This is a genomic window from Sphingomonas sp. Leaf25, assembly GCF_001421635.1.
Taxonomy (GTDB): Bacteria; Pseudomonadota; Alphaproteobacteria; order Sphingomonadales; family Sphingomonadaceae; genus Sphingomonas.
This window is the reverse complement of record NZ_LMKU01000024.1, coordinates 1-13,771: the sequence shown is the minus strand read 5'-3', so window position 1 is coordinate 13,771 and position 13,771 is coordinate 1. Positions and strand designations below refer to the sequence as shown.

General features: G+C 64.5%; 14 protein-coding genes and 1 riboswitch. Of the genes, 4 read left to right on the top strand and 10 right to left on the bottom strand.

The annotated features are described in order from the left end of the window. Positions 1-66 precede the first annotated feature (66 nt). A complete protein-coding gene (locus tag ASE78_RS10185) occupies positions 67-333 on the bottom strand; it encodes a hypothetical protein (RefSeq protein WP_037529330.1) in 267 nt (88 codons plus the stop codon). A gap of 20 nt (positions 334-353) precedes the next feature. After that, entirely contained in the window at positions 354-917 is a 564-nt protein-coding gene (locus ASE78_RS10180) for a recombinase family protein (RefSeq protein WP_056496550.1), read from the bottom strand. 138 nt (positions 918-1,055) lie between these two features. Here ASE78_RS10180 and ASE78_RS10175 point away from each other — a divergent pair, with 138 nt between their 5' ends. Further along, the gene (locus tag ASE78_RS10175; protein ID WP_056496545.1) at positions 1,056-4,013 is read left to right on the top strand and encodes a Tn3 family transposase; all 2,958 of its coding nucleotides are present in this window, start codon (positions 1,056-1,058) and stop codon (positions 4,011-4,013) included. A gap of 201 nt (positions 4,014-4,214) precedes the next feature. On the opposite strand, the gene ASE78_RS10170 is transcribed toward ASE78_RS10175, so the two are convergent. The 4 genes from ASE78_RS10170 to ASE78_RS10155 all read right to left on the bottom strand — a co-directional run bounded on the left by ASE78_RS10170 (position 4,215) and on the right by ASE78_RS10155 (position 8,055). After that, positions 4,215-4,697, bottom strand: a complete 483-nt coding sequence (locus ASE78_RS10170) for a c-type cytochrome (protein ID WP_037529331.1) — start codon at positions 4,695-4,697, stop codon at positions 4,215-4,217. A 12-nt stretch (positions 4,698-4,709) separates the two neighbouring features. After that, positions 4,710-5,945 (bottom strand): molybdopterin-dependent oxidoreductase, encoded by a 1,236-nt coding sequence (locus tag ASE78_RS10165; RefSeq protein WP_055982114.1) that lies wholly within the window; start codon positions 5,943-5,945, stop codon positions 4,710-4,712. An 89-nt stretch (positions 5,946-6,034) separates the two neighbouring features. Next, positions 6,035-7,186, bottom strand: coding sequence for a TDT family transporter (locus ASE78_RS10160; protein WP_055982116.1), 1,152 nt, complete (start codon positions 7,184-7,186; stop codon positions 6,035-6,037). Beyond that, a complete protein-coding gene (locus ASE78_RS10155; protein ID WP_055982119.1) occupies positions 7,183-8,055 on the bottom strand; it encodes a LysR family transcriptional regulator in 873 nt (290 codons plus the stop codon). The genes ASE78_RS10160 and ASE78_RS10155 overlap by 4 nt, the downstream gene beginning before the upstream one ends. A gap of 146 nt (positions 8,056-8,201) precedes the next feature. On the opposite strand from ASE78_RS10155, the gene ASE78_RS10150 reads away from it, so the two are divergent. Beyond that, positions 8,202-9,269 carry a sulfite oxidase gene (locus ASE78_RS10150; RefSeq protein ID WP_037529332.1) on the top strand — a complete coding sequence of 356 codons (1,068 nt, stop codon included), beginning with the start codon at positions 8,202-8,204 and terminating at the stop codon, positions 9,267-9,269. Next, on the top strand, positions 9,266-9,778 hold the full coding sequence (locus ASE78_RS10145; RefSeq protein ID WP_052149081.1) for an MgtC/SapB family protein: 513 nt from the start codon (positions 9,266-9,268) through the stop codon (positions 9,776-9,778). The genes ASE78_RS10150 and ASE78_RS10145 overlap by 4 nt, the downstream gene beginning before the upstream one ends. Before the next feature lie 51 nt (positions 9,779-9,829). On the opposite strand, the gene ASE78_RS10140 is transcribed toward ASE78_RS10145, so the two are convergent. From ASE78_RS10140 to ASE78_RS10125, 4 genes are read right to left on the bottom strand one after another with little or no spacing between them, the layout of a single operon-like run. Further along, entirely contained in the window at positions 9,830-10,600 is a 771-nt protein-coding gene (locus ASE78_RS10140; RefSeq protein ID WP_037529333.1) for an anti-sigma factor family protein, read from the bottom strand. Next, positions 10,597-11,106, bottom strand: coding sequence for an RNA polymerase sigma factor (locus ASE78_RS10135; RefSeq protein ID WP_055982122.1), 510 nt, complete (start codon positions 11,104-11,106; stop codon positions 10,597-10,599). The genes ASE78_RS10140 and ASE78_RS10135 overlap by 4 nt, the downstream gene beginning before the upstream one ends. Before the next feature lies 1 nt (position 11,107). Continuing rightward, positions 11,108-12,547, bottom strand: coding sequence for a YncE family protein (locus ASE78_RS10130; protein ID WP_056496544.1), 1,440 nt, complete (start codon positions 12,545-12,547; stop codon positions 11,108-11,110). Between the two features lies 1 nt (position 12,548). After that, a complete protein-coding gene (locus tag ASE78_RS10125; protein WP_229668351.1) occupies positions 12,549-12,914 on the bottom strand; it encodes a DUF305 domain-containing protein in 366 nt (121 codons plus the stop codon). A 164-nt stretch (positions 12,915-13,078) separates the two neighbouring features. Continuing rightward, positions 13,079-13,155: riboswitch (Fluoride riboswitch) on the top strand. A 23-nt stretch (positions 13,156-13,178) separates the two neighbouring features. Here ASE78_RS10125 and ASE78_RS10120 point away from each other — a divergent pair. Continuing rightward, the gene (locus ASE78_RS10120) at positions 13,179-13,520 is read left to right on the top strand and encodes a hypothetical protein (RefSeq protein WP_037529335.1); all 342 of its coding nucleotides are present in this window, start codon (positions 13,179-13,181) and stop codon (positions 13,518-13,520) included. Positions 13,521-13,771 lie beyond the last annotated feature (251 nt).

Below are 13,771 nucleotides of genomic sequence, written 5' to 3'. Positions count from 1 at the left end.
GGGGTCACTGCACGAAAGTGAAGTTTACGTACGCTAGGATCGAACGAACGGCGAACGCGGACGGTCCTAACGTCTGAAGGGAATGACGACAGCCTGATCGAGGAAGACGCGCATGCCTTCTTCTTTAACGGTCTGGCGGAAGGCGGCATGAGCCGCATCGTCGGTCGCGAAGAGGTCATCCCACACCGTGGACGTTCCATTCTCATTTTCCACTTCGAGCGACCAACCCGGCTCATTCTCGAGCCTTATGATATTTACACTCACGGTGATGCCCTGCTCTGTAACGACGCCGGATAGGCTCGAAGTGACGATGTTGGGGTCGCGTTCGTGCATCACTCTTTCCTCATGCTTTGCTACGGTTTGGCAGCGGCGCCTTCGAGCGCCTTGTAGAGCGCTGTTTTACCGACTTTGAGCCGCGTGGCCGCCTCCCGGACCGTCAGGCCTGCCGCGATATGATCGCGCGCCTTGCGCAATTTGTCAGGCGTGATGACCGGACGCCGACCGCCAAGGCTCCCCCGTTCCCGCGCAGCCTTCAAGCCGGCGTTGGTGCGCTCGCGGATCAGGTCGCGCTCGAACTGGGCGAGCGAGCCGAAGATGTTGAACACGAGCATCCCGCCCGACGTGGTGGTGTCGATCTGCTCGGTGAGCGATCGGAAACCAACGCCACGCGCGGCCAGTTCGCCGACCTTTTCGATCAGGTGGCTCATTGAGCGACCGAGGCGGTCCAGCTTCCATACAACTAGCGTGTCACCGCCACGTAGATAGGCCAGGGCCTCGGCAAGCCCCGGCCTATCAGTTTTAGCGCCGGACGCATGGTCGTCGAAGATGCGCTCGCATCCGGCCGCGTTGAGCGCGTCGTTCTGTAGCGCCAGCTTCTGGTCGCCGGTCGATACCCGCGCATAGCCGATCAGCGCCACGGTCGGTTCCGATCTGTCCGTTGTCCCATCGATTTGCATTCTTGTCCGAATCGCCATCGCGGGTCCAGAGTTGACGGACATATTCATGCTGGCCGCCAGAGGACCGTCTGACGGACAGTGCGGGAAAGGTCGTGACGCATGGCAAGACGGCAGTTGCTGACACGCGAAGCGCTCGGCTCACATTACGATCCTCCAACCGACGAACGGGAGATCGCCCGTCACTTTACCCTCAGCCGTGAGGATCTCGATCTTGTCAGCGAACGACGTGGAGCGCCAAGCCGCCTCGGGTTCGCGCTGCTGCTGCTTTACATGCGTTGGCCGGGCCGCGTGCTGGAAGCCGGTGAGAAACCGCCGAGTGCCATCCTCGCCTTTGTCGGCGATCAGGTCGACGCGCCGGCAAAGGCGTTCGACGATTACGCCCGTCGCGATGAAACCCGCCGCGGGCATCTCGCCGATCTCATGCAGCGGTTCGGCTATACCGCTTTCGACCGTAACCACTTTCGCGAGATCGTGGCGTTCGCGATGCCGGTCGCGCAGACCGTCGCGCAGCCTCTCTTGCTTGCCGGCACCGTGATCGACGAGTTGCGTCGGCGACGGGTACTACTGCCGCCCCCGGCTGTCATCGAGGCAATCGTCAGGCACGCGCGCCAGCAGGCCGAACAACTCACCCATGAAATCCTGACCAGCGGCATTGAGCCTGACAAGCTCACGATGCTCGATGCCTTGCTGACCCGGCGGTCGGATCAGGGAACGACATGGCTGGCCTGGCTGCGCAATGCGCCGCAATCACCGGCACCGCGCAACATCCTGCGGCTGCTGGAACGGCTCGATCATGTCCGCAACCTCGGCCTCGACCTTGCGCGCGCCGCCATGATCCCATCAGCGACATTCGACCGGCTTGCCGACGAGGCGGTACGGATCACGCCGCAGCACCTCGGCGAACTGACCCCGCTACGCCGCCATGCGACACTGGCGGCCGCAACAATCCGCCTTGAGGAAAGCCTCACCGACGCGACGCTCACCATGTTCGATAAGCTTCTCGGCAGCATGGTACGCCGGGCGGAAAACCGAACGCGCGACAAGGCAATCAGGACGGTGCGCGAGATGCAGGGGCATCTGCGCACCCTGACCAACAGTTGCCGCGTGCTCATCGACGCACACGCCAAGGGTATCGACTCCCTCGCGCGTCTCGGCCCGTTCGACTGGGAACGGTTCGGCTCCGCCGTCGATCAGGCGGAAGTCCTGGTCCGCCCCGAGACGATCGACCGCACGGCCGAACTTATTGAGCGGCATCGCACGGTGAAGTTGTTCGCCGGGCAGTTCCTGCGGGCGTTCGAGTTTCGCGGTGCCGGGCCGGTGCAGGGAATTCTCGACGCGCTCGCCATCATCGCTGATCTCTACCATACTGGAAAACGACGCCTGCCTGACAAGGTGCCGCTGCGCTTCGTGCCGGCGGGCTGGCGTCCATTCGTAATCCGTAACGGTGTCGTTGATCGCGCGGCCTATGAACTCTGCGCACTGTCTCAGCTTCGCGATCGGCTGCGGGCCGGCGATATCTGGGTGGCAGGCAGCCGACAGTTTCGGGATTTCGACAGCTATCTCATTCCGCCCGCTACCTTCGCAGCGTTGCGCGAGAAGGGGCCACTTCCGCTCGCGATCGCGACCGGGTTCGTATCTCATATCGAGGATCGCCGTGAACGCCTGAACCGCGCGATCGAACGGGTAACGGTGCTGGCCCGGCAGGGCGAACTGCCGCAGGTCCGGCTCGACGAAAACGGGCTGATGATCTCCCCTTTGAAGGCGATCACACCGCCCGCCGCAGAGGTCGCCCGCCGCACCGCCTATGACCGTCTCCCCCGCGTGAAAATCACGGATATCCTGCTCGATGTGGATACGTGGACCGGCTTCGGCGACTGTTTTACCCACCGGCGATCAGGCCGTCCGGCCGACGACCGTAATGCGTTGCTGACCGTGATCCTTGCCGATGGCATCAATCTCGGCCTGACCCGCATGGCGGACAGTTGCCGTGGTGCCAGTCTGCGCCAACTCGCGCATCTGCATGACTGGCACATCAGCGAAGCCGCCTATGGCGAGGCGCTCGGACGACTGATCGAGGCGCATCGCGCGATGCCGCTTGCCGGATTATGGGGCAGCGGCATCAGCTCGTCGAGCGACGGACAGCAATTCCATGCCGGCGGGCGGGGCGCTGCGATCAGCGATATCAACGCGCGCAACGGCAACGAACCCGGTGTGTCGTTCTACACTCATATCTCGGACCAGTATGACCCGTTCGGCTCGCGCGTGATCGCCGCGACCGCGGGCGAGGCTCCCTATGTCCTCGACGGTTTGCTGTATCACCAGACCGGGTTGTCGATCGAAGAGCATTATACCGATACGGGCGGCGCGTCCGACCATGTGTTCGGGCTGATGCCGTTCTTCGGCTACCGCTTCGCGCCACGCTTGCGTGATATCAAGGAGCGCCGCCTGCACCTCCTGCCCGGGCAGGAAGCGGGGCCGTTGCTTGCCGGCATGGTTGGCGATCCGATCGCGCACGACCACTTAGCCGCGCATTGGGACGAACTGCTGCGGCTCGCCACCTCGATCCGAACCGGAACCGTCACCGCGTCGGCTATGCTGCGCAAGCTGTCCGCCTATCCGCGCCAGAACGGTCTGGCATTAGCGCTGCGCGAGCTCGGACGGCTCGAACGCTCGATCTTCATGCTCGACTGGTTGCAGGACATTGATCTGCGCAGGCGCACCCAGGCGGGGCTGAACAAGGGGGAGGCGCGCAACGCGCTTGCCCGCGCATTGTTCTTCAACCAGCTCGGCGAGCTGCGCGACCGCCAGTTCGAAAATCAGTCTTACCGCGCCTCCGGCCTCAACTTGCTGGTCGCCGCGATCATCCTGTGGAACACACGCTATCTCGAACGGTCACTGGCCGACATGGGAGCGCCGGACGATATTGCCCGCCATATCGCACCGCTGGGCTGGGAGCATATCGCGCTCACCGGCGACTATAGCTGGGAGCGGGACGATAGGCCGGCACCGGATCAGCTCAGGCCGCTACGCATCTCGCCCTCGCTCTTGGCAGCTTAGCCCTTTGTATGACCTGATACGCCCAAGTCGGTGATAGCGAGTAAATTGACCGTTCTCGAAAGCGGACATTTCGAACCACGGTTCTGACACTTCGCGCCGCGCAAGAATACGTGGGCCTGCGGCAGCTTCACAACCGTCCGGTTATGACACCAGCGACTTTCCCGATTGAGATGGTATTTTGGGATTATGGAAGTGGCTCGGTTAGCCGGTTCCACCTGAAACATCGGGAGCCACCTTGGGGTCGGGGTCCTGCGCCTTGCCGGTTGCGGGTGCCGCCTTCTGATGCGGCATGGCGGTGAGATAGGCGACGATTGCGTCGACGTCCTTCTCGGCCACCGGCGCCTTATACACCTCGCGCATCTTGGTGACGGTCGCCTTCCACTGAGCCGCCGATAGCGCAGGCTGGGTCAGCGCCATACTGGCCGAGTGGCATGAGGTGCAGTTGGCGTTGATGACGTCGGCGTGCGGACCATCGGGATAGCTCGCGTCGTCGACCGGCAGGTCGACGCTGGTCGAGGTAAGCGAGAAGCCGCGGGCCGACACGCTGACGGGGGGCGCCGGCTCGGACGTCTCGGAGATCGGGGCAGACGCCTTGCGGCTGCTCGGCGCACCTATCGAGATGAGGATGATACCGGTCAGGCCGATCAGGCCAGCGGCCATGATGCCGGGAGACGGGGTCTTCATGCTACTCGCTCCTCAGGCCGCAATGATGGTGGTGGTTTCGATGTTGCCGCGCATGAACCCGCCGGGGTTCCAGATCGGCTTCATCGGCTGGGCGACACCGTTGGCGTTCCAGCAGCGCACCATGATGGGGTTGGGACCGCGCCTAAGCGGCACGCGACCATCCCAGCGCCGGAAGCTATACTTGCCCTCGTCCGCTCCGAGCGTCGTCCTGTACCAAGTGCGGCCACCATCGGATGAGACATCGACCTTGGCGACGCCGCAGTCGCCGCCCATCGCGATCCCGCCAACCGGGATGGACGCTTCATAGGCGATCGCCTGGCCATCCGGCAGGCTGGTCATCCAGCTGCGCGGGATCATGCGATTGATCGGCACGGTCGGGAAGTCCTTGGCACCGGGCGCGACATTCGCGCCGGGTGTAGCCGGTATCTTGTAGGCCTTGGCCATCCAATACTGGTCGTCAGGGCCGGGCAGTACCTCGATCGCGTTCAGCATCTTGACCCAGTAGGTCGAATACCAGCCCGGGACGATCAGCCGGCAGGGAAAGCCGTTGAGGAGCGGCAGCTGCTCGCCGTTCATGCCGAAGGCGATCATCACTTCGCCGTCGCGGGCATGGTCGATGTCGAGCGCCTTCTCGAAGTCAGGGGCGCCCGTCACAACCGGCTGATCGAGCGCGCCGAAGCGCACCTGTACCGCGCCTGCCTTGACCCCCGCGAGGTCCAGCACGTCGCGCAGGCGCACGCCGAGCCATTTGGCATTGCCCATCGCGCCGTTGCCCCATTGCGCGCCGGCGACACGCGGCTGGAACAACCCACGGCTGTTGCCCGAGCACTGATTGACCGCTGCCATCTCGACGCGCGGCAGGCGCAGCAGTTGGGCAAGGCTGATCGACAGCGGTCTGTTGACGTGGCCGAAGACCTTGAGGCGAAAGCTCTCGACGTCGATCGAGGTCGGGATGTCGGCCCAGTGCCAGCGGACGAAGAACTGGTCGTTGGGCGTGAACACCGACTTGTCGAACACGTCCATCGGCGTCTCCAACAGCGGAGGATGGATGCGTTGGAGGATCATGCTGCCCTTGCCAGGAAAGGCGCTGGTCATCGGCCGCTCGGCATTGCCGCCAGGCAGCTTCAGGTCGACGAGCTGCTGCGCCAGCGCAGGTGCTGCGGCAAGGCCGGCGGTGCCGAGCGCCGTACGCCTGAGAAAGCGGCGACGGCTGGTTTCACTCGCCAGCGCGGCGTCAAAATTGTCCATGACAAGGCTCTCCTGTGGCCAGCCACGCTGGCGGATCGAAGGGGCGTTCTGCAAGTGATCGGACCGACTGATCCGATCATCAGGGTGGATCAGTTCGGGGTAGCGATGCAGGGCGAGACGAACAGGTTGCCGCGCCATGCTCCGGCGAGCGTCTTGGCACCGACCAGCAGCCACATCGCCGCGAGCGCGATCGTCAGCACCGTGCCGACGATACCGAAGAAGCCGAGGTTCAGCGTCGTACCGAGGCGGAAGGTGGCGACGGTGTAGACGCCGAGCGGGAAGGTATAGCCCCACCAGCCAAGGTTGAATGGGACGCCGGCGCGCCAGTAGCGGATGGTGATGAGCGTCGCGAGCGCCAGCCACCACAGGCCGAAACCCCACAGGCAGAGCCCGGCGACGACGCCGATCCCTTGCGCGACGGTACCGACACCGACCAGCCCGTGCGCCGCGAGGATCGCCGGCGCATCCGCCCCAAGCACCAGCATACCCAGCGCCCCGGTGCCGATCGGCCCCAGCGCGAGCCAGGAGGATGCCGCCATGCTCTCGTGCGGGAGCTTGTGGAGCGCCATGCGCAGGATCAGAATAGCGAGGATGCCAAACGCGACCGGCACCGAATAGGCCCACAGCACATACGAGGTCGCGAGCGTCACGATCTGCGCGTGGGGATCGGTCAGATGCGGAGCGAGTAGCCCGCCGCTGGCACCCGCCACTTCCGCTGCGACGACCGGCAGCAGCCATACCGCGGTCATGCCGTCCAGGCTGTGCTCGTGGCGGGTAAACATCAGGTAGGGGATCAACACGCCGCAGGCGAGCGACATGGCGACGTCGATCCACCACAGGACGTGTGCGACCGGCACGATGCCGTTACCGAATCGCGCGATCCCGAAGGCGAGACATCCGTTGATGATCGTCGCCAGGCCCATCGGGATGGTCCCGATGAACATCGACACGGTGTTGTGGCCGAAGATGCGCCGTGCCTCATGCCCGAACATCGCCCAGCGCGCGCCATAGAGACCGGCGAACAGGATGAAGAGCGCGATGTTGAAGAACCACAACACCTCGCCAATCGGTTTGAGCGCGGGGCCGATGCCGGGCACCTGCGGCAGCGCGAGAGCGAGGATGCCGGTGCCCATGGTCGCGGCAAACCAGTTGGGTGTGAACTGGCGGATCATCTCGCGCGGGTGATCGAGCCTGCTTAGCGGCTTGAGGCCGGTCAGGGCCGAAGGTGCGTCGGCAGTCATGCGACCTGCTCCTTGATGAGGTCCGTCAGCGCGTCGGCCGCGCGGGTGCGATAGCGTTCCTTGTGGCGCAGCGCGTGGAAGGCGCGATCGGGTAACTCAAGCGCCAGCTCGACCAGATCGCCGGCCTTGAGCGCGCGTGCGACGACCAATCGCGACAACACAGCGACGCCGGCACCGGCCTCGACCGCGGTACGCACCGCCTCGTTGGACGGCAGCGTCATCGCTACCGTCAGCTGGGCCGGATCAAACCCGCGCGTTCGCAGCACGTCCTCGAAGGTCGAGCGCGTGCCCGAACCCTGCTCGCGGACGATCCAGCGTGCAGCGCGAAGCCAGTCCTCGTCGACACGCTCGGCGTCCCTGCGTCCGACCAGCACCATCGGATCGCGTCCGACTTCCCAATGCGCCAGCGCTGGTTCGTCCACTTCGCCTTCAACGAAACCGAGTTCCGCCGCTCCGCTAAGGACCTGCGCTGCCGCGCCTTCGGTGTTGTCGATCGCCAGCTCGACCGCGATCTGCGGGTGGCGCTCGTGGAAGGCGGCAAGCCTTGCGGGCAACCAGTAGCTTGCGATCGTCTGGCTGGCGACGATCCGCAACGAACCACGGGCAAGCCCGGCATAGTCCGCCAGCATCGTCTCGGCATGCGCTGCCCGCCCCAGCACCGCGCGCGCTTCCTCCAGAAAGCCGCGGCCCGCTTCGGTCAGCTGGATGCCACGCCCGACGCGGTGAAACAGAGGAACCCCGTAGCGCGCTTCGAGGGCCGCGACCGCGCCGGAGGCAGCGGACTGCGTGACGTTCAGCACCTCTGCTGCCTTGGTGACGTGTTCGCGCTCGGCGACACCGACGAAGATTCTGAGCTGCTCCAGGGTCATGCAGCTTGTATCGCGGAAACTGATCGATACGACCAACCGTTTGATCTGTTTGTTCCAATCTGGATATCGGAACGATTGGTAATCCTTCGTCTGCGATAGTCTTGAAGGCTTGAAGCGATCCGCGCGCTTGCGGCGTTGGTTCGTCCATGACTGATATGATCGAGCGCAAATCCGATCCCTACAACGCCGAGCCGACGCCCGGCGCGCTGATCGAGCGGTTCCTGACGCCGCAGGCGCTGTTCTACGTGCGCAGCCATGGTGCAGTGCCCGATCTGCCTGCCGATCACCGGATCGAAGTGAGCGGGACGGGCATGGCGAGCCGCTCCTTCTCGGTGGAGGAACTGAAAAGCGCGTTGGCCACGCGGACGGTGACGGCAGTTCTCCAGTGCGCCGGCAACCGGCGCACGGATCTCCAGCAGGTCGCTAAAACGTCCGGCGACCCCTGGGACGTGGGCGCGATCGGCAATGCGGAATGGACCGGCGTACGACTGTCCGACGTACTGGATGCCGTCGGTGCGCCGAATGCGTCCGACCTGTTCGTGGCGTTCACCGGCGCGGACGAGGTGGACGTCGAAGGCGAGGAAGCATTGTTCGGGGTCTCGATCGCCATGGACAAGGCGCGGCAACCCGACGTCCTTATTGCCTGGGCGATGAACGGCGAGCCGCTGACGCCCGAACACGGCGCACCGCTCCGCATGGTGGTGCCGGGCTATGCCGGGGTGCGGAGCGCCAAATGGCTGACACGGATCGAGGTGCGCGAGACGCCATCCGACGCACCGATCCAGGCGCACGACTACAAGCTCTTTCCTGCCGATGTGACGAGCGACACCGTCGACTGGAGCCAGGGTCTGACCATCAATGCCATGCCGCTCAACGCCGCGATCTGCGTGCCCGGCTCTGGCGAAAGCCTGCCGGCCGGGGAGGTGCGGATCGAGGGCTATGCCATCGCCTATGATCGCCGCGTCTCTCGGGTCGAAGTGTCGGTAAACGGTGGTCGCGACTGGCAACAGGCGACGTTCACCGATGATCCGGAGGCGCACTGGGGTTGGCGGCGCTGGACCCTCGACGCCACGCTCGCCAAGGGGCGCCAGCACCTTGTCGTGCGCGCCTTCGACGAGACTGGACAGGGTCAGCCCGAGCGGCCGGATACGGTGTGGAACTTCGCCGGCTATCTGTGCACCGCCTGGCATCATGTGCACGTGCTGGTCGAATGATCGAAGCATCAGCGGCATCGGACCTCGGCTTCTGGATCGATGCGATCGGGCGGCTGGTGGTGGCGACCGCGGCTGGGATGGTGCTCGGCTGGGAACGCTCGCGCGAGAACCGGCAGATCATGGGATTGCGAACGCTGGGTCTGGTCGGTCTGGCGAGCTGCATCGCCGTGCAGGCGATCGTGCACAGTGGCTTGCCGAACGTAAACGCCGATGCCGCAGGACGGGCGATGCAGGGCATTCTGTCCGGCGTCGGCTTCATCGGTGCCGGCGCGGTGCTGCGGGTCGGCCAGGGTCAGGAAGTGCATGGATTGGCGACCGCCGCGTGCATCTGGGTCACGGCCACGATCGGCGCGGCAGCAGGGTTGGCGGTGTGGCCGCTCATCATCGGCGGGTTGAGCCTTGCGATGCTCGTACTGTTCGCGGGCGCTCCGCTCGAACGTCGCATTCGCGAGCGGGCCAGGCTGACTCCGGCAGAGGCCGACCGGAAGGATGCCGAGCGCAAGCCGTGATCCCGCTGGTCCGCCCAGTGCCTGTCGGCGCTAAGAAGCGGCCAGGCGCTATCAGGAGACAAGCCCCGCATCGGCCTGGCGCCGGACCTCATCGGCGATCGGATGCAGCTCGGCAGCGGGTCGCTCGCCCACTACACTATAGCCGATCCCGTCGACAGCCCATGTGACCCGGCCCATGGTCCCGCTGGACGTGCTGGTCATGCTTGCGCTCTTGTCGATTTGCATAGGCCTCGTCAGCACCGCGAGCTTTGACGCTTGCGGTCCATCGTAGAGGAGAAGAACCGCAGGGCCGTGGGGCGTCGCGACCAATCGCCCCCCGCCATAGCGGTAACCGGCTGTGCTGAGGTCCGGGATGGTCACGCGCTCACCCAATCGGGCGGAGGTCCACCGGATCAGCATGGCGCGCTGGTCGGGGCCGATTTCCGCCGGTCGTATCCGGTCGGCGGCATATACACGGAAATTGTCACTCGCCTCGTTGGCCAGCGCCGCGATGCCCGCGCGGGGTTCGCCGCTCCAACGCGCACTCGACCAGCCCCCGCCAAACCCGACCGCCAGCAGAAGCGACGCGGCGATGGCGAGTTGCCAACGCGGTTGGCGTTGCCGTCCCCTGATGGCTGCGACGCGCATCGTCGCCGGGATAGGTTCATCCGCGATTGGAGCGAAAAGCGATGCAAGGGCTCGCGCCTGCTCCGCCTGCTCCCGCAAACGGGCATGCACGTCCGGCTGGCCTTCAAGGTAAGCGTCGACCAGACGCTGCCGCTCGGGCGACAGCCTGCCATCGATCCACGCGGCCAGATCGTCCTCTCCGATCGGGCTGGTCATCGAATACTCCTTAATCGTGGCCGTTCACCCTCCCGGAGGAGCGTCGCCAGACGGTCGCGCCCCCGCGATATGCGCGACATCACCGTTCCCAGCGGCACACCGACGACGGCAGCGACTTCCCCATATGACAGACCTTCGACGGAAATGAGGAGCAGCACCGTCCGCTGCTCCTCGGGCAACGCATCAAGTGCGCGCAACAGGTCTCGGTGGTGCAGGCCTGCGTCCTGATCGGCCGGGCGACCGAGCGCAACGTCGTCCACGAGGTGGAGCGGAACCGCCGTACCTCGCCGGACATGCTGCCGCTTATGATCGACCAACAGATTATGCAGGATTGCATAGACCCAGGGGCGAACCTCCGTCCCGCGTCGTTGCCGCCAGCGCCCGACCGCGCGCTCAAGGCAATCCTGCACCAGGTCATCCGCCATCGCCTGATCGCGCAACCACGACCGGGCATAACGGCGCAGACCGGGGACCAGGGGCTCGATCGCGGCGGCAAGCGGGTCCATCTCAGTCGCGCTGCACCTGCACGATGCGGCCCGGTGCGCCATTCACTACCTCGGCGACCGCCAGAAAGCGCCGGGGGGCCGCTGCACTGCCCTGAACGATCTGCCGGATCGGACCCGATGCGTTGACGATCGCCGCACCTGCCGGATTGCTCATGAAGTTCGCAAGCGGCTCTACCGCACCGCTGCCGTCCGCGTTGGCGGTGAGCACGAGCATGTAAGGCTTCTTGGGCTGCAAACCGGTAACGGCACTCTGCACGACCTGAATGATGCCCTGGTCGAAGAGGGTAATGCTGCTTGCCGCACCATTGCCGCCAATCGGCCCCATGTTCAGATGCACCGCCTTGCCTGCCGTACCGAGCGGTTGGAGATTGTCGGTGCCGGGGCCTGTCGGAACAGCGTTCGGCACATAGGCGATCGCCTGCGGTGCCTGTCCGACCGGCACGGTGGCAACGACCTTGTTGCCGGCGGTGTCGATCGCGGCAAGTTCATCGGCATTCTCCAGCCCGACATAGATGCGCCGGCCGTCGCCCGATGGCCAGACGCCGTGCGGCATCTTGCCGACCGGGATGGTGGCGACAAGCGCGAAGTCGGACGTGCGGAACACCTTCACCGCGTTTTCCCCGCCCACCGTGACATAGGCGAACTGTCCCTTGACCGTGCGGGCGAAGTTGACGTGATTGGTGATCGGTCCGGTATCCAGCACCTTGAGGATCGCGAAAGGCGGCTTGGCATCGAATGCGACCGTCTTGCCGATGTCCTTCAGCGTGAACCAAACCTGCTTGCCGTCCGGCGTCGCGGCGATGTTGGGACAGAACGGACTCGGCTGCGCCACCTGTCCGACCTGCGCGTGGGTCGAGACATCGAACACGGCCAGCACCGGATTGAATGAGGAACAGACATAGCCGTATCGGCCATCGGGAGAGAAGATCGTCATGCCCGGACCACCGGGCGTCTTGATGCGACCGGTCTCCTTGTACGTCGTGGGGTCGAGCACGGCGATGTAATCCTCGCCGCGTACCGTGACCCACACCTCCTTGCCGTCCGGCGTGAAGAACGCCTCATGCGGACTGCGCCCGACATAGGTCGTGTGCTTGACGGTGTTGGTGGCGGTGTCGATCCACGACACGGCGTTGGATCCGATCGACACGACCGCCAGTGTTTTCCCGTCCGGCGAGAAGCCGAGGCCGTGAACCAGCACCTGCCCCTTGTAGAGCGGGGAAAAATTCATCGGCTGCGGATCGCCGAGCTTGATGACGCCGAGCAACCTGTTGTCGGCCGGGTCCGTTACCGACACCGTGTTGGAGAATTGTTCGGATGCATAGACGCGGTCGCGGTGGCTGACAGGCACGTCCTTGGCGTTCCACGGCGCCTGCTGAGCCATGGCAATGCCCGGTGCGGCGCTCATCAGCAAGGCGGCCGAGAGCAGGAAGGTCCGGATCATGTCAGTGCTCCATATGGCTGTGGTGGTCGCCGCCCTGCGTCGGGGCTGGCGTCGAAGGGGGTAGCGGCTGACCGATCGCCAACTTCATGGCGGCGATCTCCTGCTGCTGATCGATGATGATCTCCTGCGCGATGCGCTTGAGCTGCTCGTTATGGCCGTAGCGCAGCTCTGCCACCGCCATATCAATGGCGCCCTGGTGATGCGGAAGCATCATCGCGACGAAATCGCGGTCGACGTCGCCGGACGGCTTGACCATCATGCCCGCCATCATCCGGTCCATCGCGGCAGATACCATGCTGGCGTAGCCATCGGCGGGGGCGGCCGCGACTGCGCCGGTGAGCATGGCCGAGGCAGTCAGACCCAGCATCCAATTTCGTCTACGCATAAGCCTCCTGCGGATCAGTCTCGAAAGGGTAGACGACGCCCGTCGGGGTTTATTCCATGGGTGAGCCAATTATTGATCCTCAGCAAAACAATCGTCTCATCGTGACCCTGCCGTTGGTTGACCAGGTCGCCGTCGGACAGCATATGCTCGGGCACGGCGATGGATTTCCGCCGGGCCATTCGGCCGAACCGCCCTCGCAAGGGCCGATGATTCCTACCAGGCGCCGTAAGGCAGCAAGGAGGAATCGTGCGCGCGACATTTCGCAATCTCTACGACCAGTTCAACATGGCAGCGTTCATTCGCGATCGCCGCACCCATGCCATGTCGGTGCTGCGGTGGGCTTTGATCCTGGTCCCGATGGCCGCAACGGTGGGAACGCTCTGCGCAGCCTTCCTGTGGAGCCTCGATGCCGTAACCCGGATTCGCTTCGCCTTTCCCTGGCTGCTCTACCTGCTGCCGATCGGCGGGTTCGTGGTCGGACTGCTCTACCATCTGACAGGGCGCTCGGTCGAAGGTGGCAACAATCTTATCGTCGAGCAGATCCACGAAAAACTCGGCAAGCAGGCAGTGCGACGACCTCGCGCGTAATATGACTGCGTTGAGGTGACCAATCTTAACAAGAAGTTGCAAAGATAGGCATGATACGAGAAGAATATTGCCCTGACCGACGCCTCTTCCGAGCCGAAGCAACTTTTTCAACAGCCTAGAACGGTTATGACACCGCTCAAAGACAGCTTTCAACCATCCCGAAATCTGCCTGTCGCCTAACCACCGATCCGTGTCGTTCGCTGTTCGTTCGGGCCTGGCGTACGCAAAGCGCACTTTCGTGCAGTGACCCC